The organism is Bacillus sp. SIMBA_008, assembly GCF_046535495.1.
Lineage (GTDB): Bacteria > Bacillota > Bacilli > Bacillales > Bacillaceae > Bacillus > Bacillus subtilis.
In genome coordinates, this window is sequence record NZ_JAWRWL010000006.1 from 241,427 (window position 1) to 264,511 (window position 23,085).

26 protein-coding genes are annotated in these 23,085 nt (G+C 45.6%); 18 read left to right on the plus strand and 8 right to left on the minus strand.

Translation table 11 applies throughout. The features are described 5' to 3' along the window. Window positions 1-98: 98 nt before the first annotated feature. The 3 genes from lnrL to lnrN are packed head-to-tail and all read left to right on the plus strand — an operon-like array spanning window position 99 to window position 3,408. Window positions 99-1,034, plus strand: coding sequence for a linearmycin resistance ATP-binding protein LnrL (gene lnrL / locus SB658_RS19245; RefSeq protein ID WP_410602118.1), 936 nt, complete (start codon window positions 99-101; stop codon window positions 1,032-1,034). A gap of 12 nt (window positions 1,035-1,046) precedes the next feature. Further along, window positions 1,047-2,237 (plus strand): linearmycin resistance permease LnrM, encoded by a 1,191-nt coding sequence (gene lnrM, locus SB658_RS19250; protein ID WP_029726852.1) that lies wholly within the window; start codon window positions 1,047-1,049, stop codon window positions 2,235-2,237. 13 nt (window positions 2,238-2,250) lie between these two features. Then, a complete protein-coding gene (gene lnrN, locus SB658_RS19255) occupies window positions 2,251-3,408 on the plus strand; it encodes a linearmycin resistance permease LnrN (protein WP_029726851.1) in 1,158 nt (385 codons plus the stop codon). Between the two features lie 72 nt (window positions 3,409-3,480). Here the strand turns inward: lnrN and padR are convergent, their stop codons facing one another. After that, window positions 3,481-4,029 carry a transcriptional regulator PadR gene (gene padR, locus SB658_RS19260; RefSeq protein WP_029726850.1) on the minus strand — a complete coding sequence of 183 codons (549 nt, stop codon included), beginning with the start codon at window positions 4,027-4,029 and terminating at the stop codon, window positions 3,481-3,483. Window positions 4,030-4,301: 272 nt separating this feature from the next. Between padR and estB the strand changes: the two genes are divergently transcribed. From estB to bstA, 3 genes are all read left to right on the plus strand, one after another. Continuing rightward, the gene (gene estB / locus SB658_RS19265) at window positions 4,302-4,934 is read left to right on the plus strand and encodes an esterase EstB (protein WP_128471741.1); all 633 of its coding nucleotides are present in this window, start codon (window positions 4,302-4,304) and stop codon (window positions 4,932-4,934) included. A gap of 188 nt (window positions 4,935-5,122) precedes the next feature. Next, a complete protein-coding gene (locus tag SB658_RS19270; protein WP_029726849.1) occupies window positions 5,123-6,211 on the plus strand; it encodes an acyltransferase family protein in 1,089 nt (362 codons plus the stop codon). A 111-nt stretch (window positions 6,212-6,322) separates the two neighbouring features. Next, window positions 6,323-6,859 (plus strand): bacillithiol transferase BstA, encoded by a 537-nt coding sequence (gene bstA, locus SB658_RS19275; protein ID WP_029726848.1) that lies wholly within the window; start codon window positions 6,323-6,325, stop codon window positions 6,857-6,859. Here the strand turns inward: bstA and SB658_RS19280 are convergent. Together SB658_RS19280 and SB658_RS19285 are read right to left on the minus strand one after the other, a co-directional pair. After that, on the minus strand, window positions 6,856-8,412 hold the full coding sequence (locus SB658_RS19280) for an MFS transporter (RefSeq protein WP_410602122.1): 1,557 nt from the start codon (window positions 8,410-8,412) through the stop codon (window positions 6,856-6,858). The genes bstA and SB658_RS19280 overlap by 4 nt on opposite strands. Before the next feature lie 111 nt (window positions 8,413-8,523). Further along, on the minus strand, window positions 8,524-9,006 hold the full coding sequence (locus SB658_RS19285; RefSeq protein ID WP_003233577.1) for a MarR family transcriptional regulator: 483 nt from the start codon (window positions 9,004-9,006) through the stop codon (window positions 8,524-8,526). A gap of 171 nt (window positions 9,007-9,177) precedes the next feature. On the opposite strand from SB658_RS19285, the gene mprF reads away from it, so the two are divergent. After that, window positions 9,178-11,748 carry a bifunctional lysylphosphatidylglycerol flippase/synthetase MprF gene (gene mprF / locus SB658_RS19290; RefSeq protein ID WP_003233575.1) on the plus strand — a complete coding sequence of 857 codons (2,571 nt, stop codon included), beginning with the start codon at window positions 9,178-9,180 and terminating at the stop codon, window positions 11,746-11,748. A 17-nt stretch (window positions 11,749-11,765) separates the two neighbouring features. Here mprF and SB658_RS19295 read toward each other — a convergent pair whose 3' ends face one another. Continuing rightward, window positions 11,766-12,743, minus strand: coding sequence for an ABC transporter substrate-binding protein (locus SB658_RS19295; RefSeq protein ID WP_029726846.1), 978 nt, complete (start codon window positions 12,741-12,743; stop codon window positions 11,766-11,768). A gap of 130 nt (window positions 12,744-12,873) precedes the next feature. Between SB658_RS19295 and SB658_RS19300 the strand changes: the two genes are divergently transcribed. The 4 genes from SB658_RS19300 to SB658_RS19315 all read left to right on the plus strand — a co-directional run bounded on the left by SB658_RS19300 (window position 12,874) and on the right by SB658_RS19315 (window position 16,571). Further along, window positions 12,874-13,875 (plus strand): FecCD family ABC transporter permease, encoded by a 1,002-nt coding sequence (locus SB658_RS19300; RefSeq protein WP_003233570.1) that lies wholly within the window; start codon window positions 12,874-12,876, stop codon window positions 13,873-13,875. Further along, a complete protein-coding gene (locus SB658_RS19305; protein WP_003233568.1) occupies window positions 13,872-14,903 on the plus strand; it encodes a FecCD family ABC transporter permease in 1,032 nt (343 codons plus the stop codon). The genes SB658_RS19300 and SB658_RS19305 overlap by 4 nt, the downstream gene beginning before the upstream one ends. Before the next feature lie 114 nt (window positions 14,904-15,017). After that, complete coding sequence (locus SB658_RS19310; protein ID WP_003242763.1) at window positions 15,018-15,899, plus strand: PhzF family phenazine biosynthesis protein; 882 nt, start codon at window positions 15,018-15,020, stop codon at window positions 15,897-15,899. Window positions 15,900-15,986: 87 nt separating this feature from the next. Then, window positions 15,987-16,571, plus strand: coding sequence for a nitroreductase family protein (locus SB658_RS19315; RefSeq protein WP_003243940.1), 585 nt, complete (start codon window positions 15,987-15,989; stop codon window positions 16,569-16,571). A 38-nt stretch (window positions 16,572-16,609) separates the two neighbouring features. Here SB658_RS19315 and SB658_RS19320 read toward each other — a convergent pair whose 3' ends face one another. The 3 genes from SB658_RS19320 to SB658_RS19330 form a co-directional block, all read right to left on the minus strand. Then, window positions 16,610-16,801 carry a YfhD family protein gene (locus tag SB658_RS19320; protein WP_003233561.1) on the minus strand — a complete coding sequence of 64 codons (192 nt, stop codon included), beginning with the start codon at window positions 16,799-16,801 and terminating at the stop codon, window positions 16,610-16,612. Between the two features lie 66 nt (window positions 16,802-16,867). Continuing rightward, window positions 16,868-16,978, minus strand: coding sequence for a YfhE family protein (locus SB658_RS19325; RefSeq protein ID WP_003223230.1), 111 nt, complete (start codon window positions 16,976-16,978; stop codon window positions 16,868-16,870). A 54-nt stretch (window positions 16,979-17,032) separates the two neighbouring features. After that, window positions 17,033-17,944 (minus strand): TIGR01777 family oxidoreductase, encoded by a 912-nt coding sequence (locus tag SB658_RS19330; protein WP_003244332.1) that lies wholly within the window; start codon window positions 17,942-17,944, stop codon window positions 17,033-17,035. Window positions 17,945-18,032: 88 nt separating this feature from the next. Between SB658_RS19330 and recX the strand changes: the two genes are divergently transcribed. The 3 genes from recX to SB658_RS19345 all read left to right on the plus strand — a co-directional run bounded on the left by recX (window position 18,033) and on the right by SB658_RS19345 (window position 20,479). Beyond that, window positions 18,033-18,827: a recombination regulator RecX gene (gene recX / locus SB658_RS19335; RefSeq protein ID WP_003243354.1), complete on the plus strand. Its 795-nt coding sequence runs from the start codon at window positions 18,033-18,035 to the stop codon at window positions 18,825-18,827. A gap of 1 nt (window position 18,828) precedes the next feature. After that, window positions 18,829-19,143, plus strand: coding sequence for a YfhH family protein (locus tag SB658_RS19340; protein WP_003244592.1), 315 nt, complete (start codon window positions 18,829-18,831; stop codon window positions 19,141-19,143). Window positions 19,144-19,285: 142 nt separating this feature from the next. Next, the gene (locus tag SB658_RS19345; RefSeq protein ID WP_003243500.1) at window positions 19,286-20,479 is read left to right on the plus strand and encodes an MFS transporter; all 1,194 of its coding nucleotides are present in this window, start codon (window positions 19,286-19,288) and stop codon (window positions 20,477-20,479) included. 32 nt (window positions 20,480-20,511) lie between these two features. Here SB658_RS19345 and SB658_RS19350 read toward each other — a convergent pair whose 3' ends face one another. After that, window positions 20,512-20,664: a small, acid-soluble spore protein K gene (locus tag SB658_RS19350; protein WP_003223241.1), complete on the minus strand. Its 153-nt coding sequence runs from the start codon at window positions 20,662-20,664 to the stop codon at window positions 20,512-20,514. A 124-nt stretch (window positions 20,665-20,788) separates the two neighbouring features. Between SB658_RS19350 and SB658_RS19355 the strand changes: the two genes are divergently transcribed. The 4 genes from SB658_RS19355 (at window position 20,789) to ephM (ending at window position 22,985) form a co-directional block, all read left to right on the plus strand. Then, window positions 20,789-21,058: a YfhJ family protein gene (locus SB658_RS19355; RefSeq protein WP_003243789.1), complete on the plus strand. Its 270-nt coding sequence runs from the start codon at window positions 20,789-20,791 to the stop codon at window positions 21,056-21,058. Between the two features lie 144 nt (window positions 21,059-21,202). Further along, window positions 21,203-21,721: an SH3 domain-containing protein gene (locus tag SB658_RS19360; protein ID WP_003243363.1), complete on the plus strand. Its 519-nt coding sequence runs from the start codon at window positions 21,203-21,205 to the stop codon at window positions 21,719-21,721. An 84-nt stretch (window positions 21,722-21,805) separates the two neighbouring features. Continuing rightward, window positions 21,806-22,138 carry an SdpC immunity protein SpdL gene (gene spdL, locus SB658_RS19365; RefSeq protein WP_003242803.1) on the plus strand — a complete coding sequence of 111 codons (333 nt, stop codon included), beginning with the start codon at window positions 21,806-21,808 and terminating at the stop codon, window positions 22,136-22,138. Next, window positions 22,125-22,985, plus strand: coding sequence for an epoxide hydrolase EphM (ephM, locus tag SB658_RS19370; RefSeq protein WP_076458543.1), 861 nt, complete (start codon window positions 22,125-22,127; stop codon window positions 22,983-22,985). The genes spdL and ephM overlap by 14 nt, the downstream gene beginning before the upstream one ends. Window positions 22,986-23,085 lie beyond the last annotated feature (100 nt).

A 23,085-nucleotide genomic window follows, 5' to 3' on the forward strand; every position in this document is an offset into this window, starting at 1 on the left:
GGCCTTTTTTTCATGCCCTATGTTCTATCTGCCGCTACATGCCGCACGCCTTTCTTTCTTCTACAATGGCAATGGATCAAAAAAAGGAGTGAGACGACGTGCTGCAAGCAGAAAACATCAAAAAGGCATATGGAAAAAAAACAATCGTGAAAGGTATTTCTTTTTCCCTCCAAAAGGGGGAGTCGTTCGGTCTGCTCGGGCCAAACGGTGCAGGGAAGTCCACAACCATCTCGATGATTTCCGGCCTTGTGCCGCATGACAGCGGGAACATCACGGTGGGCGGCTATGTTATCGGAAAAGAAACGGCCAAAGCGAAACAAAAAATCGGCATTGTTCCGCAGGAAATTGCATTATATCCGACGCTGACGGCTCATGAGAATCTTATGTTTTGGGGGAAAATGTACGGACTTACGCACGGTGAGGCCAAAAAAAGATCGGCAGAGGTCCTTGAATATGTCGGCCTGACTGAGCGGGCTAAAGATAAGATTGAAACATTTTCCGGGGGGATGAAACGAAGAATCAACATCGGTGCGGCTTTAATGCATAAGCCCGAGCTGCTGATTATGGATGAACCGACTGTCGGTATTGACCCTCAATCGAGAAATCACATTTTAGAAACGGTCAAACAGCTCAACGAAACGGGCATGACGGTGATCTATACGAGTCATTACATGGAAGAAGTTGAGTTTTTATGCGACCGGATCGGGATAATTGATCAGGGGGAAATGATTGCGATTGGCACAAAAACTGATTTGTGCAGCCGCCTTGGGGGCGATACCATCATTCAGCTCACGGTCAGCGGGATCGATGAAGCGTTTCTTGTGGCGATCCGATCTCTGGCCCATGTGAATGATGTAACAGGCCAGGAGTCAGAGCTCAAAATTGACATTTCTCCGGCCCATCATGAGAAAGTCGTCACCAGCCTTCTTGCTGAAGCTGCTGCTCATCATATAAACCTGCTGTCCCTTCAGGTGCAGGAACCGAATCTGGAGCGCCTGTTTCTGAATCTGACCGGCCGCACGTTGCGGGATTGAGGAGGGACGGCAATGAAAAAAAGCATATGGATCGCATGGAAAGATGTCAAAATCAGAATCGCGGACAGAAAAGGGTTTATGATGCTTATCCTAATGCCGCTCATCCTAACCTGTATTTTAGGCGCAGCGCTCGGATCAGTTGTTGACGGAGGCAGCCGGATTGATGATATCAAAGTCGGCTACATTCAATCAGACCAGTCAGATACAGCAAACATGTTTACAAAAGATGTTCTCAAAAAAATGAAGTCGATAAAGGTCACAAAAGTCGGCAGCAAAGACAAGATGAAAAAACTGATTGATGAAAAGAAAATCGATGTAGGCATCGTTATCCCGAACCATTGGGAAGCCGGCAAAACCTCAGCTGTTGTTTATGCCGCACCTGATCAAACATTGAAAAGTTCCATCATCGAAACAGCTGCCAGCTCTTTTATAGAGCAATATAAAGCGGTAAAGGAAGCCGCGTCAGCCTCAATGGACTACATCAGCAAAACGGAAGCTGTAAAGCAAGGAAAACTTGACCCTGCACAGTTTGCAGAAAAGCTGGTAAAGACGCTTGAAAAAGAAACAGGTGACAAGCTGACTATTGCAGAAAAATCTGTCGGCAGCAAGGCCGTTACCAGTTTTCAATACTATTCGGCGGCAATGCTTTGCATGTTTATGCTGTTTCATATCACAGTCGGGGCGAAATCGTTTTTACAGGAAAAGGATATGGAGACGCTTGCCAGAATGCTGATGACGCCTGCGCAAAAATCCGTCATTCTCTTCGGAAAATGGCTTGGGACGTATCTGTTTGCTATCATACAATTTTTCATATTTCTGATCGTCACAATCAATGTATTTGGTGTGGACTGGGGCGGTAATCTGCTGTTTGTGAGTGTACTCGGGCTTTCTTACGCCGCAGCTGTATCTGGTATTTCAATGCTGCTTGCGTCGTGCATCAGCGATATGAAATCTGCAGACTCGATAGGCGGCTTCGGCATTCAATTGCTTGCGGTTCTCGGCGGGTCCATGCTGCCGCTGTACCAATTTCCGGACGTCTTGCAGTCTGTATCCAAAGCGGTGCCAAATCGCTGGGCGCTTGACGGCTTTCTTTCTTTAATGGAAGGGGGAGGCTGGGCTGACCTTCAAAAGCCTGTGCTTCTTTTTGCGGCGATCGGCTTTTGTTCACTTGTAATTGGTATCAGACGGCTTCATACAAGATAAGGAGGTACAAAAGGTGAAAAAAATTCTAGCCATTTGCGGCATTGAGCTTTCTCTCATTTTTAAGAAGCCACAGAACTATTTGATCATGTTTGCTGCCCCGCTTTTGCTTACCTTTGTATTTGGGAGTATGCTCGGCGGCAATGATGATAAGGTGCGGCTTGCAATCGTTGATCAGGACGATACGATTCTCTCACAGCATTATATTCGGCAGCTTAAGGCACACGATGATATGTATGTATTCGAAAACATGTCTGAAAACAAAGCGTCAGAAAAGCTGAAACAAAAGAAAATTGCCGGGATCATCGTTATTTCCCGCTCGTTCCAGACACAGCTGGAAAAAGGCAAAAACCCTGAACTGATTTTCCGTCACGGCCCTGAACTGTCGGAAGCGCCGATGGTCAAACAATATGCAGAAAGCACATTGGCAACGCTCAATATTCAGGTGACCGCGGCAAAAACGGCATCGCAGACAGCGGGAGAGAACTGGAAGGCTGCGTATAAAACCGTTTTCGCCAAAAAACATGAAGATACAGTTCCGGCTGTAAAACGACAGACGCTCAGTGATAAAAAAGAGGGTGCGGAAGCAAGTGACACAGCCTCCAGAGCAGCAGGTTTTTCCATCCTGTTTGTCATGCTGACCATGATGGGAGCGGCTGGAACCATTTTAGAAGCAAGAAAAAACGGCGTATGGTCCAGATTGCTTACAGCCTCTGTCAGCCGAGCCGAAATCGGTGCTGGGTATGTGCTGTCCTTCTTTGTCATTGGCTGGATTCAATTTGGCATATTGCTTCTCGCAACCCATTGGCTGTTTGGCATCAACTGGGGGAATCCGGCTGCGGTTATGGTGTTGGTGTCGCTTTTTCTATTGACCGTTGTCGGCATTGGATTGATGATTGCGGCCAATGTCAGAACGCCAGAACAGCAGCTTGCGTTCGGCAACTTGTTCGTCATCGCAACATGTATGGTGAGCGGGATGTATTGGCCGATCGACATTGAACCGAAATTTATGCAATCCATCGCTGAATTTCTTCCGCAAAAGTGGGCGATGAGCGGGCTGACGGAGATTATCGCTAACGGTGCCCGCGTCACAGATATTCTCGGAATCTGCGGCATCTTGCTTGCTTTTGCAGCAATCACTTTCGCAGCGGGGCTGAAAGCGCTCCGAGCCTAAAAAACATCTGCCGTTTAGGCAGATGTTTTTTTGCATGTGGGTACATCCGTATGGGTGTAGCCTGAACTGCGGTTAATCCTTATCTATCATAGCTAAAATTGATTCCAGCCAAGAAACGTAATTTTTCTCCCGCTCCAGCGCTTTCGTCAGCACAAGATAGTGGCCGAAGTCCGGTGAAGAAAATGACATCGGCTCTGCTGAGGCCATAAGCTTTTCATAGCTTCCCTGTAAGTCAGAAAGCTTGGCCTGGCGTTTTTGCAGCTGGTCTGTGAACAAATCAGAAGCCTCTTGGCGTGAAAGACAAGAAATGAAATAAGCCTTCAGCATAAATTCATCCTTCACCGTCTCGGGTATCGGCTGGTGGCGGATCAGCCAGTCATGCAGCTCCTGCTTTCCGCTGTCTGTCAGGGTGTACATCTTTTTCTCCAGCTTTGTGCCCTGAATCGTTGTCCGGAACGTGATAAATCCTTCATCCGTCAGCTTTTTGAGCTCAGGGTAAATCTGGCTGTGCTTGGCGCTCCAAAACTGGCCGAGCTCCTCTTTAAAATAACTCGTAATATCGTATCCACTCAATTCGCCTTTTCGCAAAAGCCCTAATATGGCGTATTTTAATACTCTCATGCTATCCTCCGTGTCTGGCCGTTTCGCAAAACAGATGAGCCGGTGCTCAACTGTGATTCTAACTGCCTATTCCCCTTATTATAGAAAAGGGAGGAAGGGAACACAACCGGGCTCTTTGGAAATGAAGATAAAAGGTTTGTCAGAAGGTATCCGATTTATCACCGTCAATATAAAAGAGATTTAAATTTAATTTTCAGAAAAAATAGTAACCATATTGATTTTTTATGTATAATAGGAAATTGGTGGTATCAACATTTTAAGGGGGAATAAACGTGAAAAAAGTACTTATGGCATTCATTATTTGTTTATCGCTGATTCTATCTGTTTTAGCCGCTCCGCCGTCTGGCGCAAAAGCTGAATCAGTACATAATCCTGTCGTTCTTGTTCATGGAATAAGTGGTGCATCATACAACTTTTTCGCTATTAAAAACTACTTAATTTCTCAAGGCTGGCAAAGCAACAAACTGTACGCAATTGATTTTTATGATAAAACAGGAAATAACCTAAATAACGGCCCGCAGCTTGCTTCATATGTTGACCGTGTTTTAAAAGAGACGGGGGCAAAAAAAGTAGATATTGTGGCTCATAGTATGGGAGGCGCCAATACGCTGTACTATATTAAATATTTAGACGGGGGCAATAAGATTCAAAATGTCGTAACGCTTGGAGGGGCTAATGGTTTAGTGTCATCAACGGCGCTGCCGGGTACAGATCCTAATCAAAAGATCCTCTATACATCTATTTACAGTCTCAATGATCAAATTGTCATCAATAGCTTGTCTCGGTTACAAGGAGCGCGAAACATCCAGCTTTATGGCATCGGTCATATTGGCTTGCTTTCTAATAGCCAAGTGAACGGCTATATCAAAGAAGGGCTGAATGGCGGAGGCCTCAATACAAATTAATATCTTCAAAAAACAACCTGCTGTCTCCGTTACAGTGGGTTTTTTCGTCTGAGAAAGCCATAGGGTCTTATGACCTTAGTCTATCATGCATACGTCAATTTATGACATCAGGCACTTTTTCAAATAGAGCGGACATGTTAAGGTACAACCATCGATTTCTATCAATTTGAAATAAAAGGAGCGCTGTTATGCAAATTAAAGAAATTTTTATGATCCGCTGCATTTCATGCTTAAGTGTCGTCTTGCTCCATATCATTTCAATGGTCCTGATGCTTCAGGCAGAAGCTCTTGCAGATATTTCTCACACTGTTGATTCTTTCCGAACACTCCTGATGTTCAGCACGCCCGCTTTTATTTTCATCTCTGAATTTTTACTGGCCCGTTCTTATCCTGATGGGGTGCCTGACGGTTTTTTAAAGAAGCGGGGAAAAGTGATTTTTGTTCCTTTTTTATTTATCGCGGCCATCGATGCGCTGCTGATGACCAGTGCGATGGGGGGAGAGGTAACCTTTCTCGCGTTTGTGCAAAAATATCTGGCGAACGTATTCTTAGGAAACTTTATCGGATACTTCATTCTCGTCATCTTTCAATTTTACATGCTGCATATGATGTTTCATGAGTACTTGAAAAAAGCATCGCCGAAATGGGTGCTGTCTATCTCATTTGTGGTGACAGCCGCTTATTTAGGCTATTTCTCCGCAGCCAGCCCGGCTCCTGCTTCTGAAGAGGGCGGGGCATTTCCGTTCTTCTGGGTTCCGTTCGCAGGCTGGCTTTTCTACTTTTGTCTAGCCTACTATTGCGGAAAAGAATACAAGCGTTTTTTAGCGCTGCTGAACCAATACCGCTGGGTGGTGTACGGCGGCGCAATTGCTTCCGGGGCGCTGGTTGTCACTGTTTCTTATGTCGGTGAAATCGGCATGATCAGCTCGAAGCGGCCTGATATCATGCTGTATTCAACAAGCATGATTTTCCTGTGTTTTCACTTGTTTTCCAAAATGAAGCATGTGCCGAAAATCATGATGTTTATCAGCAACTATTCCTTTTCGATTTATCTGCTTCATGCCTATTTTATGATTATAGGCTACGTGTTGCTTTTGAATATGCCCGACATTCCTGCCGTACCGGCTGTTCTCCTGTTGTTTGCCGTGTGTACAGCCGGCCCGATTCTGACCTCGTGGGCACTGAATAAATTCAAATACGGGTATTTATTTGTGGGGAAAATTTATCAGCCAAAACAGAAGAAGGTAACAGTCGAAGTGCGTGATCACGCAGGGTGAAAAACAAGCGGCAGGGGGGCTCCTGCCGCTTGTTGTGTATTAAATCATACAGTATACACAATCTTTTTCTTGTAAAATAAAGGAGAAGATTGAATAGAAGGGAGAACATTCATGACATCAGTCAATCTAAGCTACCCAATAGGAGAATACAAGCCGAGGGAATCCATATCGAAGGAGCAAAAAGATAAATGGATTCAAGTACTTGAAGAAGTGCCGGCAAAATTGAAGCAAGCTGTAGAGGTCATGACGGACAGCCAGCTTGACACACCGTACCGGGACGGTGGATGGACCGTTCGGCAAGTTATTCATCATCTGGCTGACAGTCATATGAACAGCTATATTCGTTTTAAATTGAGCTTGACGGAGGAGACACCGGCTATCCGTCCGTATGATGAAAAAGCATGGTCGGAGCTAAAAGACTCGAAAACGGCAGATCCGAGCGGCTCACTTTCGCTTTTGCAGGAGCTACACGGAAGATGGACGGCTCTGCTCCGCACCCTGACGGATCAGCAATTTAAGCGCGGATTTTATCACCCTGATACAAAGGAGATCATTACCCTGGAGAACGCGCTCGGCCTGTATGTCTGGCACTCACATCACCATATCGCTCATATTACGGAGCTTTCCAGACGGATGGGGTGGTCTTAACGCTTTTGCCGGCGGAAAGCCGGAATACTGATAGCAGCAATCACCAGAAGTGAGATCACAGCAGCCGCTGCATATAAATGATCATAGCCGCTGGCGACACTCGCATGAATGGCGTCGCTTATCGCGGTTTTGACTTCAGGAACGGGAATGCGTTCGATTTGTTCTTGTAAAGAAGAAACATCAGAACTGTCGATCTCCGAAATCATCTGCATCGCCTTTTCTGAATATCCGCTGTCCGATAAGCGGCTGCTGATCTCATCACCTATTTGGTCAAACCCGGCTGTGATAAAACCTGCATAAAGAGTAGGCGCCAAGGTCAGTCCAATTTGCCTTACTAATGAAAGCGTGCCAAGCGCTGTACCCTTATTTGTTTTTGCCGCTTCTGATACAAGGACGTTCAGCGGAGCGCCTAACAGAAAGCCAAAACCGATCCCAGCGACTACACTAGCGATTATAAACTCCCATTTTTCCGTCACCCAGAGCGGAAATAAAGCAAACCCCGCACATGAGATGATTCCCGAAAGAATAACGGTTTTTACAGGACCTTTTTTGTCGGTAAGCGCTCCGCCAAGCCAAGCGCCGATTCCGGAAGCCAACGCAAGCGGTGTCATCCAATAGCCTGCTTTTGCGGCAGGGACACCCAAATACTGCTCGACATATGACGGGATAAAAATGACTGCCGCCAAGAGCCCCCCGGATAACAAACCGATGATAAGCGTGCGCTGAAACATATGGTTTCGCAGCAGAGAATACGCCAAAATGGGATCGCCTCCTCGCATTTCAACTATCTTTTCATACGAGATAAGCGCTGCAAAACAGAGTATGCCAAAAATAATACATCCATAAACCTTCGGATTCCCCAAGCTGTGTAAGAGATTTGCCCCGTCAAGGTTCGTCATGCCGTACATCACGGCTAAAATCGACAGGGACAGAAGGAAGATTCCGGCCGCATCGAGGCGCTTAGCTTCAGGTGCTTTTGTTTCCGCGATAAAGTATGAGCCGAAAACAACCAATAGCACGGCAATCGGCAAATTAATCAAAAACAGCCAATGCCAAGACCCGGTCCAATCAAGCAGAAAGCTTCCGATATTTGGCCCGAGCACAGCGGCCATCCCGTTCATTGCGCCAAGCAGCCCAAGCGCCTTCCCCTGTTTTTCCTTTGGAAGGGTCGCGAGAATGTGAGAGCTGCCGATGATGAAAATCCCGCCGCCTCCAAGCGCCTGAATCAGCCGCGATATCAGAAAGAGCGGGAAGCTTTGGCTCAAAGCAACAAGCAAAGAACCAAGTCCGAACAGGCAAACCTCAATGAGAAAGAGTTTTTTTCTGCCGTAGCGGTCGGAAAGCTTTCCGACGATTGGCACACTGACGCTAAGACCAAGCGTATAAAGGGTAATGCCCCATGATCCCCAGGAAGGAGAAACGGAAAACGACTCGTTTATCGTTGTTAAGGCAGCTGAAATAATTCCGTTATCTAGCGCAGCCATAAATACACCAATCGTAAACAGGCTGATCGCCCACTTTTGGCCTTTCTGCTCTGTTAATGCTTCAGACATATTCATCAACCCCTTTTTTATTCATTCAAAGTATATTATTCATTTTAAATGAACTAAATGTCAAATAAAAAAAGCCTGCTCCCGCAGTTTGCGGATGACAGACTTACAGATTTATTCTTTTTTCGCTTTCTCTAATGCTCTTGAAAGGATAGACAGCCCTTCGGAAACAGCCTGCTTTTCTTCAGGGGACAGCAGCTCTAATGAACGCTTCAATTTCAGGTGGCCTTTTTCATACAAACCCCGGAAAATCTTTTTCGCATTCTCTGTCAACTGAACAACTACAGAGCGGCGGTCCTCTTCAGAATGTGAGCGTTTGACAAATCCTGATTTTTCAAGCCGGTCAAGCAGCCCAGTTGTATTGGACAGGGAAGCCCCCATTTTTTCAGCAATGTCGCTCACTTTCAATGTTCCATGGTTGTTTAATAGCATCAGCACCTTCATTTGCGGCATGCTCATATCCAGCTTCATCCACTCGGACACATCACCGAGCCCGGCGGACGTTAAGACTTTCATATAGAGCACCCATATTTCCCGTTCCTCCGATGAAAGAATGTTTTCGTTTAATACTGTTGTATCGTGTAAATTATATTCCATTTCATCACTTCCTCATCATTCACTCCTCTTACCATATTACTCGATTTTCACTCCTGAAAGAAAGTGAGCAGAAACCGCATGCGGGACTTTGTCCGAAAAATAACGGTAGTGTATAATGAGTTGGAGATTATTGGGGGAGAGGATCGAACTAGAATATGATTGGAGAGACCATTGCTGATTAAAAAGAATGCTTTATCAATATTAAAAATCGTTTTTCCTATTGCTGTTTTGCTATTTGTTATTTATCAATCGAAAAAAGAACTGACAAATCTGTCATTCAAACGTACGCTTATGGTCATCAACGGACTGGAACGAACGGATTTATTCATGCTTGTGTTGATCGGCTTGCTGGCTGTTGCGGCTATGTCGCTGTATGATTACGTCCTGAAGTACTCACTGCGCCTATCGATCACAAACGGAAAAGTTTTCAGGGTTTCCTGGATCGCCAATTCATTTAATAATGTGTTGGGATTCGGCGGTTTAGCCGGAGTCGGGTTAAGAATGATGTTCTATAAGGAGCATACGAAAGACCATAAGGCACTCGTGAAAGGAATCGCCTGGCTCACATCATCTATGCTGCTCGGATTATCTGTTTTCAGCATTTTCGTCGCTGCGAGAGTGCTGCCAGTGGATGAAGTGATTCATGAGAAGCCTTGGCTATGGGCGGTCGTTATCGGTTTTGCGCTGATATTGCCGCTATCTTTGGCGGTGTCCAAAATAAAAGACCGCAAAGCTGGGGACGAAGAGAATGCGGATAAAGTGAAAAATCCGATTTTCGCATATATTGGAGCTTCAGTTGTTGAATGGCTCATGGCCGGGACCGTCATCTATTTTGCTTTGTTCGCTATGGGCATTCATGCAGATATCAGGTATGTGTTCGGGGTGTTCGTCATTGCGGCGATCGGAGGAATGATCAGCCTCGTGCCGGGCGGCTTCGGCTCGTTTGACCTTTTATTTTTGCTGGGGATGGAGCAGCTTGGCTATCATCAAGAGGCCATCGTTACTTCTATTGTGTTGTACAGGCTCGCCTATTCATTTATCCCATTTATCTTGGGACTGTTCTTTGCCGCAGGCGACCTGACGGAAAATACAATGAAGCGGCTCGAAACGAACCCGCGCATCGCACCGGCAATTGAGACGACAAACGTTCTGCTTGTTGTTCAGCGTGCGGTATTAGTGAGAATTTTGCAAGGCTCGCTTTCCCTTATTGTGTTCGTAGCAGGTCTGATTGTCTTGGCCTCAGTTTCCTTGCCGATTGACAGGCTGACGGTTATACCGCACATTCCGCGCCCTGCGCTTTTGCTGTTCAACGGCCTGTCCTTAAGCTCAGCACTCATTCTGCTAATTTTGCCGATCGAGCTTTATAAACGGACAAAACGTTCCTACACGATGGCCATTACAGCGCTTGTCGGCGGCTTTGTGTTCAGCTTTTTAAAAGGGCTTAACATCAGCGCGATATTCGTACTGCCGATGATTATCGTATTGCTTGTGCTATTGAAAAAACAATTTGTCCGCGAACAGGCATCCTATACACTGGGACAATTGATATTCGCTGTGGCGCTGTTTACTGTGGCGCTCTTTAACTACAATCTGATCGCGGGCTTTATTTGGGACCGGATGAAGAAGGTGCTGCGTCACGAATATTTCGTCCACAGCACCTCGCATATTACACATGCAACCATCATGGCGATCATCATTGTGCCGCTGTTCTTCTTGATATTTACAGTGGTCTATCATAAGAGAACGAAACCGATCGGAGAGCAAGCTGACCCTGAGCGTCTTGCTGCGTTTCTTAATGAAAAAGGCGGCAACGCGCTGAGCCATCTCGGTTTTCTTGGAGATAAGCGGTTTTATTTTTCCAGCGATGGGAATGCACTGCTTCTGTTTGGGAAAATCGCCAGAAGGCTGGTCGTGCTCGGCGATCCGTCTGGCCAAAGAGAATCATTCCCGCTCGTGCTGGAAGAATTTCTGAACGAAGCGCATCAGAAGGGATTCAGTGTTTTGTTCTATCAAATTGAACGAGAGGACATGGCGCTGTATCACGATTTTGGCTACAACTTCTTTAAATTGGGCGAGGAAGCATATGTAGATTTAAATACATTTACCTTGACTGGGAAGAAAAAAGCCGGCCTTCGGGCAATCAATAACCGCTTTGAGCGGGAGGAGTATACTTTCCATGTGGATCATCCCCCATTTTCTGATGCGTTTTTGGAGGAGCTGAAGCAAATCTCAGACGAATGGCTCGGCTCGAAAAAAGAGAAGGGATTCTCGCTCGGATTTTTTGATCCTTCCTATTTACAGAAAGCGCCGATCGCCTATATGAAAAATGCAGAAGGAGAGATCGTTGCATTCGCAAATGTCATGCCGATGTACCAGGAAGGAGAGATATCGGTTGATCTGATGCGCTATCGCGGCGACGCTCCAAATGGCATTATGGACGCATTGTTTATCCGTATGTTTTTATGGGCAAAGGAAGAGGGCTGCACGTCATTTAATATGGGGATGGCACCCTTGGCCAATGTCGGCACTGCCTTTACATCCTTCTGGTCCGAAAGGTTTGCCGCTGTCATTTTTAATAATGTCAGATACATGTACAGCTTCAGCGGCCTAAGAGCCTTTAAAGAAAAATACAAACCGGAGTGGCGAGGGAAATACTTAGCGTATCGGAAAAACAGATCTCTTTCTGTCACCATGTTCCTCGTTACACGTCTGATTGGCAAAAGCAAAAAAGACTCCGTCTAATAAGACGGAGTCTTTTTTTATTTCGTTTTTAAAAAGTAGGTTTCAATATCATCAAGCAGGTAGTTTGCGGCTTTAATTCCGCCTGCGGTTGTCCATACGACGTCATCGACTTCATGTGCATTACCTGACTTCACGGCCTTCAGGTTTTTCCATAGTGAACTGCTTGTCCACTGATTGGTCCATTTTTCATTTTCCTTTGCATTATCGGCTTTATAAGTGAAATAAAACAGCACATCAGCATCCATATCAGGAATAGATTCTTTACTGTCAGTTGAGAACGTAAATTGGTCCTTTTGTTTCTTGAACAGTTCTACTTGTTTTTCAGGGCGTTTGAAGCCAAGCTGGTCTAAAATAATCCCCGAGAATGAATCGGTATAATAGATTCTTGATTCACCGGATAAAAAGCGTACGACTGAAACTGTTTTGTTTGTCTGGTCGCCCAGCTTGTTTTTTAAATCAGAAACGCGTTTATCAAAATCGGCAATGACTTCCTTGCCTTTGTCCGCCTTATTCACCGCGTTGGCGTATAGAGTCAGGTTATCCTTCCAGTTCCCGGCCAAAGATTCAGCAAAAACAGTCGGCGCAATCGCATTTAACTGATCATAAATTTTTTCCTGGCGCACTTTGTTTCCAATAATCAAATCAGGCTTTAATTCTGCGATGGCTTCCACATTCGGTTCCGTTTCAAGACCGACGTTTTTAACACCTTTCATGTCATCTTTCAGATAGTCATACCACGGGTCGCCCTTCCATGACTTTACGGCTCCGACCGGCTTAATGCCAAGCGCTAAGAGCGCCTCTGTTCCTTCATTAGTTAAAACAACAATCCGTTTTGGATTGGCGGGAATGTTGTCTGATGTCCCCATTGCATGTTTGACCGTTCTTGTTTTGCTGCTTGACCCCTCGCTGTTGCTTGAACTTTCTGAACTATTACAGGCAGAAAGTACCATAACGGCCATTAAAAATACGAATAGCATGCTGATATGCTTTTTCATCTTTTTCCTCCCAATATTGAAATTCATTATCATTTAGATCATAATAAGCAGTGTTAAGAGTGTCAATCCCTAATTGAGGATTATTCTCAAAAACAAACATTACATAGTAAATAACTAGGAGAATTAGATCATGATCTGCAAAAAGGCATCTTCAAAATGGATTGTGTTAGTATGTCTGATTTTCATTTTACTGGCGGCTGTCTGCGCAAGCGTCGTGTACGGCTATACAGGTACGTCATGGAGACAGGTCTATCAGGCGTTTACTTCCTTCAACGGAACAAATGAGCATGTCATCATCAAGGATGTCAGGCTTCCGCGCGCTTTGGTTGCGACAGTCGTCGGCGCCTCGCTTGCAGCCGCGGGCGCTCTCATGCAGGCGCTCACAAAAAATCCGCTTGCGTCACCTGGGATTTTCGGGATTAACGCCGGTGCAGGTTTTTTTATTGTTGCCGGATCGTTTTTTCTGCATATTCAGTCACCTCAGGCGCTAGTATGGAGCTCGTTTCTTGGGGCAGCATTTACCGCTGCGATCGTCTATGCAGCAGGCTCGCTTGGAAGAGAAGGACTGACGCCAATCAAACTGACGCTGGCGGGAGCTGCCATGGCAGCCATGTTTTCTTCTCTGACACAAGGCTTGCTTTCTGTCAACGAACTCGAGCTTGCCCAGGTGCTTTTTTGGCTGACTGGCTCTGTGCAGGGCCGGAGTCTGGATCTGTTGATGACGATGTTTCCATATGCAGCGGCAGCGCTGGTAATCTGCTTCTTTCTCGGCCAAAAAATTAACCTCCTCGTTATGGGAGAAGATGTGGCAAAAGGACTCGGCCAAAAAACGGGCCTGCTGAAATTTGTGATGGCGCTTTGTGTTGTCATGCTTGCAGGGTCCGCTGTCGCCATTGCCGGGCCGATTTCTTTTATCGGCATCATTATTCCGCATTTTGCCCGCTTTGTCGTTGGTAATGATTATCGCTGGGTTCTGCCATTTTCCGCTGTTTTGGGTGCCATTTTGCTTGTTTGCGCGGATATCGGTGCGCGATATATCATTATGCCTCAGGAAGTTCCTGTCGGGGTCATGACCGCCATCATCGGAATGCCTGTGTTTGTGTACATCGCAAGAAGGGGGGCGAAGCTATGAAACTTCGTTTTGGCGTTACTGCGGCTGAAAAGAAAGCATGGATCGTCTTTTTAATTTTACTGGGGTTAACAGCTGCTGTACTCATCATAAGCGCAGGTCTCGGACAAAGGTTTATTCCTCCCTGGGATGTAGCAAAAACATTCTTTGGTGCAGGTTCCAAGCTGGATGAACTGATGATCATGTCGTTCCGCATGCCAAGAATTTTGACAGCTTTATGCGCCGGTGTCTGCTTGGCAGCGGCAGGCGCGATATTGCAGGGGCTCGTCAGAAACCCTCTCGCATCTCCGGATATTATCGGAATAACAGGAGGAGCGGCGGTAGCGGTCGTGCTTTTAATGATGTTCTTCTCAGACCGCAGCAGTTCACTTACGATCAGTCTGTCATGGCTTCCAGCAGCCGCATTTATCGGCGCATCGGCTGTCGGGCTCATCGTCTATTTACTGGCATACAAAAATGGCGCCTCCACATTTCGGCTGGTGCTGATCGGAATCGGATTTTCAATGTCGGCGCAGGCGATGACTACCCTGTTGATGATCAAAGGTCCGATTTACCGGGCATCACAAGCCAATGTGTATATCACTGGGTCAGTTTATGGGTCAAACTGGCAGCATGTAAAAATAGCTATTATCTTATCTGTCATTCTCTTATTCATTTGTTTTGTCGCGCTAAAAAATATGAATATACAGGTGCTGGGTGAAGATATTGCGGCGGGTGCAGGAAGCGCTGTGCAGCGAAATCGTTTTTTCTTGCTACTTTTGAGTACGGCTCTTACTGGTTGTGCAGTTTCAGTTGCCGGCACAATCGGTTTTGTCGGGCTGATGGCGCCCCATATTGCAAGACGGCTTGTCGGCTCATCTTATGGCGCGCTGCTCCCAGCGTCGGCACTTATTGGAGCTCTGCTCGTTTTAACAGCTGATATCGTCGGCAGAACCTTATTTGCTCCGGTGGAAGTGCCGGCCGGCGTCTTTACAGCGGCTATCGGCGCACCTTATTTTATTTATTTGCTCTATAAAACAAGAAATTCTTAATCGTTACACCCATTTTCTTAAAAAAGAAAATGGGTTTTTTTGATAATGACTGAAGATTCGTAATTATTTTTGCTATACTGACAGAGACATTGATAAAGAAAGGGCGGCAGATGAATGAAAGAAGCAGAGGTATTAAAATATGAAGCATTTACAAGCAGTCCCGGCAAAGGAAACCCCGCAGGCGTCGTTTTGCAGGGAGACGATTATACGGAAGACGAGATGCAGATCATAGCTGAACGTGCCGGGTATTCAGAAACCTCCTTTATCCGAAAAAGCGAGTCGGCCGATCTTGAACTCCGTTACTTTACCCCTGGACACGAAATGAATTTGTGCGGTCATGCGACAGTTGCTTCTCTTTACGCATTATGTGAGAAAGGAATGCTGGAGAGCGGTAAAACGTACAGCATCCAAACGAAAGCGGGTATCCTGCCTGTGAAGATTTCTGAAAAAGATGGCCGCATTCATATCACGCTTGAACAGGCCTCTCCGCAATTCAAACCATTTACAGGCGATCGGAAAAAACTTGCGGACGCACTGGGTATCACCGATGAAGATTTTCATGAAGACCTTCCGATTGTGTTTGGCAGCACTGGGATATGGACAGCCATCGTTCCGCTTAAATCATTGGAGGCTTCCAAAAAAATGGTGCCAGATAACAAACAATTTCCGGAAGTGTTAGTTGATCTGCCAAAAGCTTCAGTCCATCCGTTTACCTTTGAAACCGTCCATCCCGACAGCGACCTGCACGGGCGCCACTTTTCATCCCCGTATTCGGGAACGATTGAAGACCCCGTGACCGGCACAGCATCCGGCGTGATGGGGGCTTATATGAAACATTATGGCAATGCCGAGCAGCATAAATTTATCATTGAACAAGGGCAGGAAATTGGAAAAGACGGAAAAGTGGAGATCGAAATGAACGAAGCCGGCGGCCATGTGAAAGTGAACATGACAGGAACAGCCGTTTACTCAGAAACCCGTATTCTTAAAATCTAATACGGATGATGGTTTACAAAAAGATGCACTTTCCGTTATCATTATGAAATGATAATCATTTTCAATTGCATAGGAAGGTGAGACGGTATGCCTCAAACCGAACAAATACATCAGCATTCAGTACTGCGGGACATCATACGCAGCAGAAGATCGATTCGAAAGTTTAAACAAGAGCCAGTACCTTCAGCAGTCATTCTTGACATGCTTGAAACGGCAAAATATGCGCCAAATCACAGAGTGACAGAGCCATGGAGATTTATTTACGTTTCCAGTGAGACAGGTAAAGCGAACCTCATTAATACATTTGCAGCGTTCTCTAAGAAATCCAAGCCGGATATGACAGAGGAAAAGCTTCAAAATTTCAAAAACACACTTGGGCGCGTTCCGGGATTTCTCCTCGTCGTGTTTCAGGAAGATGAAAACGAAAGAGCGCGGGACGACGATTTTGCGGCAACAAGCTCGTTGATTCAAAATCTTCAGCTTCTCGCTTGGGAAAAAGGAATCGGCATGGTTTGGAAAAGCGGAAAAATCCTTTATGACAAAGAAGTCCATCAGGCCTTTGGTTTACAGGATAATGAGCGTTTCGCCGCCATCATACAAACAGGTTATCCTGACGAGGCGCCGGAAGTGAAAAAACGCACACCGATCCGCGACCGATTCACTGAAATGTAAAAAACCCCTTGTCTCAAACGGAGACAAGGGGTTTTTCATTAACGAGATTTCTTTTTCGCTCTGTTGTCGGCTGCTTTCGCACGCTCTTGCGCTTCGCGGTCATCTGCATCAGCAAGCTCGGTTGAATATTCTTCGTAAACGCCGTCAGTTTCCCTTTTTAAGGCATCGGGAACTTGTGGAAGCTTTTGTTTGTTTTTATCACGGTTTTTGTGGATATGATTTCTGCCCATATCAAATTCCCCCTAAAAAGTGATATCAAACAAATATAGTATTTGGTTTTAAGGGGCTATGTATTCCTACTTCCGCTTAGCAGCTTTTTCCGCTTTTTTAAATTCGCCTGAATAAAGAACTTCCTGCATTTTTTTCAGGTTGGCGCCTTGCTGGTGCTTCTCCCTCTTTTTTTCCATAAAAAGGACCTCCTTCAACCATGTTATTCTTAAGGTTGACGCTTCCTGCTGTTTTTATACAGTCTTTCGGTCCGCTATCAGCTGTGAGAGTGCAAATTCAAGATCCGAATATGTAAAACGAAATCCAGAGGTTATCGCTTTTTTCGGAAGAGCGCGCTGTCCTTTCACAATCAAAAGACTCATTTCACCCAATGCTTTTGATAAAAAGAATTCCGGGACGGGGAGCCAGTGCGGGCGGTGCTTCACCCGTGCAATCGTTTTTCCGAATTGCTTCATGTCCACAGGATTGGGCGCGGTGACATTCATTGGGCCTGAGATGCCGGCGTTTTCCACCGCATATCGGATCATCTGGGCCGCATCCTCGACATGAATCCATGACAGCCACTGCCTTCCCGTTCCGATCGTTCCGCCGGCCAGAAACTTATAGGGGAGAATCATGAGCGGGAGAGCGCCTTTTTCTCCAAGCATCACGCCAAATCTCGCATAAACTGTCCGGATGCCCATCGCTTCAATATGCTGTCCTTCCTTTTCCCACAGGTGTGCAGTATGGCTGAGAAAATCCTCATCTGACGTTGCAGAATCCTCTGTGAAAGTTTTCTCAAGGCTTGTGCCGTAAATGCCCACGGCACTGGCTTGGATCAATGTCTTCGGCTTCTCCTTCTGTTTCTGAATAAGCCGCTGCACTTCACGCGTCGCATTGATACGGCTGGAGAGAATGTGCTGCTTCGTTTTTTCTGTCCAGCGGCCAAAAATCGATTTTCCCGCAAGATTTATCCAGACATCAATATGAGGAAGTTCCTGCTCCGGTGCGGCTCCTTCCGACAGCCATTGGACATATGTCATATTTTTTTGTTCAGTTTCCCTTGCGTTTCTTGATAAAATATAAACATGGTGTCCCTGGCGGGTAAGAACGCCTGTCAGATGCTGGCCGAGAAAACCGGTTCCGCCCGTCATTGCGATATTCATGAACATCTCTCCTCATCGTTCTAATAAATATACTTTACCTCATTGTAATAAAAGAAAACGCGTTTCAGGCCTGAGAAGGGAGATTAAGATGCCGTTTATTACAAAAATATCAACGCAAAAAAAGAATACGGAACGCTTCAATATTTTTCTGGATGATAAATACGCCTTCAGCGTGGACGCGGATGTGCTCGTGAAATTTGAGCTCAAGAAGGGAAAAGAACTCGATGATCTTGACATCATTGAGATTCAATACGGCGATGAAGTGAAGAAAGGCTTCAACCGTGCGCTTGACTTTTTATCCTATCGAATGCGGTCGACGAAAGAGGTCGAGGATCACTTAAAGAAAAAAGAAACCTCGCCCCCCGTCATTGCGGAAGTCATCCATAGGCTTAACGATTACAAGTACTTAAACGACCAGGAATTTGCCGCAGCCTATGTCAGCACTCACAAAAAAACAAACGGAAAAGGCCCTGATGTTTTGTTCAGAGAGCTAAGAGCGAAGGGAATTGATGACGATACAATTAAGGAGGCGCTAAGTTCCTTTTCCTTTGAAGATCAGACAAGAGAAGCGGTCAAGCATGTTGAAAAGCTTCTCAAAAAAGATAAAAAGCTTTCGACGAAAGAACTCAAACAGCGCGCCCAGCTGCAGCTTCAGCGCAAGGGCTTCTCATTTGATGTTATCAGCGCGGCGATGGATCAGATTGAATATGAAAATGATGAAGACACAGAGAAAGAAGCGCTGCGCCTTCACGCGGAAAAAGCGTTTAGAAAATACCGCTATGACGGCTCATATGAAAGCGCCATGAAGGTCAAACAATTTTTATTCCGCAAAGGATTCTCACTCGATTTAATCGAGCAATTACTGCAGGAAGAGGAGTACTGAAATGGAGAAACGATACAGTCAAATGACACCGCATGAACTCAATACCGAAATCGCATTACTTTCTGAAAAAGCAAGAAAAGCCGAACAGCATGGAATCATAAACGAACTGGCAGTGCTCGAACGGAAAATTACGATGGCAAAAGCATATTTGCTGAACCCGGAAGATTACTCACCGGGAGAAACATATCGTGTGGAAAACACTGAGGACGAGTTTACCATCAGTTATTTAAATGGCGTTTTCGCATGGGGATACAGGACCTCTTCCCCTCAGCAAGAGGAAGCGCTGCCAATCTCAGTATTGCAAGAAAAAGAATAAAGCGTAACAGGAGGCTGATGATCAGCCTCTTTTTGTTTGCAGCACATTTACACGAATTCTTAAAGAAAAAATCATTGAATTCACTTGAAAAATCTTTTAAGATGAAACTCGTTGTTTTTTAAAATCAAAGGAGGCGATGACGTTGAGTATCAAAAACCCATCTGTAAAATTTATTATATTTGTTCTTATGATTTGTACATTTTCAATCGGCTATACAGAATACGCGGTGATGGGTATTTTGACGTCGATTGCCAATGACTTTCATATACAGGTTTCATCCGCAGGGCTTCTTGTCACGGCTTATGCGGCAAGCGTTTGTTTGACAGGGCCGCTCGTCACCATCATTTCCGTCAAGCTTCCGAGAAAGCCTGTGCTTCTTGGGCTGATGGCGATATTTATCCTTTCCAACCTGATGAGCGCACTGGCGCCGAATTTTGCGGTATTGGCCATTTCAAGAATTTTATCTGCGTCCATTCACGGCGCTTTCTTCGCGATTGCCATGGTATTCGCAAGTGAAATGGTTCCGCCGGAAAAGCGTGCTGCAGCTGCTGCTTCAATGAACGGCGGACTGACAGTGGCTCTAATGCTTGGTGTTCCATTCGGCTCTTATCTCGGAGATGTCCTGAATTGGAGAGCGGTGTTTTCCATCATTACGGCACTTGGTGTCATCGGATTTTTAGGCCTTATGGCTGCCGTGCCGAACAGAAAACCAAAAGTGATCCCAATGCTTATGAATGAGTGGGGTGTTTTTAAACACAAACAAGTGCTGTTTTCCTTCGCGATTACCATTTTAGGCTATTCCGGTGTCTTTATCGCCTACACCTTTATCGAACCCATTTTGAGGCATTCAGCCGGATTCAGCACGGTTGGCATTACAGGTGCTCTCTTTGCGTATGGATTGGGAGGCGTTGCCGGGAATTTCTTTGCTGGAAAGGTACCGCTGCCTTTGCTGACTCGGACGATGATCGGCGTAATGATCGGTTTAATCGGTGTTCTGGCTGTATTTCCTTACATCGCCATTTACCCGGCTGCAGCCATTGTGGCAACGTTCCTATTCGGGGCATGCGCATTCGGCACGCCGCCTCTTCTGCAAACAAAGGTCATTTCCTCATCTGAGGGCGGCACAACCATTGCCGCAGCTGTCAGCGTATCAGCATTTAACCTTGCCAATGCCCTTGGTGCATGGATCGGCGGAATGATTTTAAACGGAACAGGCTCTTATTCCTGGCTGTTTGCAGGAGGTGCGCTTATGACCGCATGCGGACTTGTGCTTTCTACCTTCGCACACTTATCAGAAAAGAAGAGCGTCTACGAATATCAAGTCAATAAAGGGTAAAAAACAGCTGCAGTGTATGCAGCTGTTCTTCTTTACCGTTTGCCTGAGGCTCTCATTCTTTCTTGAGGATGCTGATTGATAGATCCGTCAGCACGCTTTGAAGCATAGTCGTCCTTTGCTCTCGGTTCACCCTGAAATTTGTTTTCGTTTTCGTAAGGAAATCCTTTTTCTTTATTTCGGACCATGTCATATCCCCCTAGGTTCGAGATCAAAAAGTTGCGTCTTTTCAGATGAAGACGTAAGGTTAGTATATGGAGAACACCACGTAATAAAGCGTTATTTTTTTCCTGAAGAAAGGAGACTGCACACATGAATATGTACATTGAGAAACTGACTAATCTGCTTCTGGAAAAGAACGAGATGATCAGCTATATACAGGCAAAAACGTGGGTGGAATTGTTATGGAGCGATTTCGAAGCAACCTACGCAAAAGCCGGACACGCCTATCAAGGTGAAAAAATGACTGAAAAAATCGTCACACAATGGATTGAAAACTATGGCGGCCAGCTCCACCTTTTTCAAAGCTCCCGTAACGACGTGAATGATTACTTAAATCAAAGCAGAGGCCTTTTGCATTAAAAACCTGCCGTTAACGACCGGCAGGTTTTTTCATTTTCTTAAAATTACCTTAACAGGAAGAAATCATAAACAAAACATGTTTCACCAGCCTGTCAATCAGGGAATACCACTTATATCTTGTCAAAATGCGAGGAGGAGCTTTATATGAAAAAGAAACAAGTAATGCTCGCTTTAACAGCTGCCGCAGGACTGGGTTTGACAGCACTTCATTCCGCTCCCGCAGCAAAAGCTGCGCCCCTTCACGACATATCTGTCAGCATGCCATCATCCGATACTTACATCATAAAAGCAGGAAAGCTGAATGTCCGGACTGAGCCAAATCATGAAGGTGATATTCTCGGCACTGTATCATCAGAACAAAAGGTAAAAGTCGATAGGTTCGTAAATGCCGATTGGGCTCAAATTCATTTCAAAGGAAAGAAAGCATATATTTCAACTCACTTTTTAATGAAAACCGCAAGCCAAGCGAAAACAACGAAACAGACAGCCTTCTATACACCGACGCCCGAAAACGGAAAAGCTAAGCAGCTCTCATCTGGAACAGAGGTGACAATACTTGGGTGGGGATTCAGTGAAAACGGCGGATTTGACTTCACTTGGGCGTTCGTGGATTATGGCGGAGTTAAAGGCTATATTCACACAAAGGATTTACAAATGCGATAAAAAGGCAGGCCGAGGCTTGTCTTTTTGCCTATGCATGAAACATTTCTTCTTTCTGCACGTAACAATGAGAAAGGAGATGATGATATGACGGGTTTAGTCGGCGGAGGGCTTATGATCATTGCGGGCATACTGATCAAACTGTTTCCTCCCAAATCGATCAACAGTGTGTACGGATACAGAACGAGACGCTCAATGTCAGATCAAAGATTATGGAATGAAGCGAACCGTTACAGTGCATCATTAATGATCCTGTCAGGCTTGGTGATTGCGGGAATGGGTTTGCTGCTGGGATCAAACTTGTTTATTCTTCAGCTTATCCTGCTGATTGCCGCCTGTGTCATAACATTTATGCTAACGGAGAAAAGGCTGAAAATCATGACGCACAGTCAAGGAGGAGATAGAAGTGGACGGAGTTAAATGCCAGTTTGTCAATACGAACGGAATCACGCTTCACGTTGCAGCCGCAGGACGGGAAGATGGCCCGTTAATTGTCCTGCTCCATGGATTTCCTGAGTTTTGGTACGGCTGGAAAAATCAAATCAAACCGCTTGTTGATGCGGGTTACCGGGTCATTGCTCCTGATCAGCGGGGCTACAATCTCAGTGACAAACCGGAAGGAATTGATTCGTATCGGATTGATACATTAAGAGATGATATCATCGGGCTTATTACGCAATTCACTGATGAAAAAGCAATTGTCATCGGTCATGACTGGGGAGGAGCTGTCGCATGGCATTTGGCTTCCACACGCCCGGAATATCTTGAAAAACTGATCGCGATCAATATCCCGCACCCGCACGTCATGAAAACCGTAACGCCGCTTTATCCGCCGCAATGGCTGAAAAGCTCGTATATCGCATACTTCCAGCTGCCCGATATACCGGAGGCATCACTAAGGGAAAATGATTATGAAACATTAGACAAAGCGATTGGATTATCCGACCGTCCCGCGCTTTTTACATCCGAGGATGTCAGCAGGTACAAAGAAGCGTGGAAGCAGCCGGGCGCGCTGACAGCTATGCTGAACTGGTACAGAGCCCTCAGAAAAGGAAGCTTGGCAGAGAAACCCTCTTACGAAACAGTACCTTACCGAATGATCTGGGGAATGGAAGACCGCTTTTTGAGCAGAAAGCTTGCGAAAGAGACGGAAAGGCATTGCCCGAATGGACATCTCATCTTTGTTGATGAAGCTTCCCATTGGATTAACCACGAAAAGCCAGCCATCGTCAATCAGCTGATTTTGGAATATCTTAAGAACCAATAAGCTAAAATTTCTCTCCATCCGTCTGTCATAATGGCAGACTTTTTCTGTGCGTTTTTTTCATAGTCTGTTTTAAACATGACAAAATAACATTAAAAATCAT

Coding starts and splice junctions, on each gene's coding strand:
- SB658_RS19285 (WP_003233577.1), bottom strand. CDS start 9,006: ATGGAATATAATTTACACGATACAACAGTATTAAACGAAAACATTCTT.
- SB658_RS19280 (WP_410602122.1), bottom strand. CDS start 8,412: ATGTCTGAAGCATTAACAGAGCAGAAAGGCCAAAAGTGGGCGATCAGC.
- SB658_RS19305 (WP_003233568.1), top strand. CDS start 13,872: ATGAAACTTCGTTTTGGCGTTACTGCGGCTGAAAAGAAAGCATGGATC.
- SB658_RS19360 (WP_003243363.1), top strand. CDS start 21,203: ATGAAAAAGAAACAAGTAATGCTCGCTTTAACAGCTGCCGCAGGACTG.
- spdL (WP_003242803.1), top strand. CDS start 21,806: ATGACGGGTTTAGTCGGCGGAGGGCTTATGATCATTGCGGGCATACTG.
- SB658_RS19340 (WP_003244592.1), top strand. CDS start 18,829: ATGGAGAAACGATACAGTCAAATGACACCGCATGAACTCAATACCGAA.
- SB658_RS19310 (WP_003242763.1), top strand. CDS start 15,018: ATGAAAGAAGCAGAGGTATTAAAATATGAAGCATTTACAAGCAGTCCC.
- SB658_RS19350 (WP_003223241.1), bottom strand. CDS start 20,664: ATGGTCCGAAATAAAGAAAAAGGATTTCCTTACGAAAACGAAAACAAA.
- SB658_RS19295 (WP_029726846.1), bottom strand. CDS start 12,743: ATGAAAAAGCATATCAGCATGCTATTCGTATTTTTAATGGCCGTTATG.
- SB658_RS19330 (WP_003244332.1), bottom strand. CDS start 17,944: ATGAATATCGCAATGACGGGCGGAACCGGTTTTCTCGGCCAGCATCTG.
- SB658_RS19325 (WP_003223230.1), bottom strand. CDS start 16,978: ATGGAAAAAAAGAGGGAGAAGCACCAGCAAGGCGCCAACCTGAAAAAA.
- padR (WP_029726850.1), bottom strand. CDS start 4,029: ATGAGAGTATTAAAATACGCCATATTAGGGCTTTTGCGAAAAGGCGAA.
- SB658_RS19270 (WP_029726849.1), top strand. CDS start 5,123: ATGCAAATTAAAGAAATTTTTATGATCCGCTGCATTTCATGCTTAAGT.
- recX (WP_003243354.1), top strand. CDS start 18,033: ATGCCGTTTATTACAAAAATATCAACGCAAAAAAAGAATACGGAACGC.
- SB658_RS19315 (WP_003243940.1), top strand. CDS start 15,987: ATGCCTCAAACCGAACAAATACATCAGCATTCAGTACTGCGGGACATC.
- bstA (WP_029726848.1), top strand. CDS start 6,323: ATGACATCAGTCAATCTAAGCTACCCAATAGGAGAATACAAGCCGAGG.
- SB658_RS19300 (WP_003233570.1), top strand. CDS start 12,874: ATGATCTGCAAAAAGGCATCTTCAAAATGGATTGTGTTAGTATGTCTG.
- lnrM (WP_029726852.1), top strand. CDS start 1,047: ATGAAAAAAAGCATATGGATCGCATGGAAAGATGTCAAAATCAGAATC.
- SB658_RS19355 (WP_003243789.1), top strand. CDS start 20,789: ATGAATATGTACATTGAGAAACTGACTAATCTGCTTCTGGAAAAGAAC.
- SB658_RS19320 (WP_003233561.1), bottom strand. CDS start 16,801: ATGGGCAGAAATCATATCCACAAAAACCGTGATAAAAACAAACAAAAG.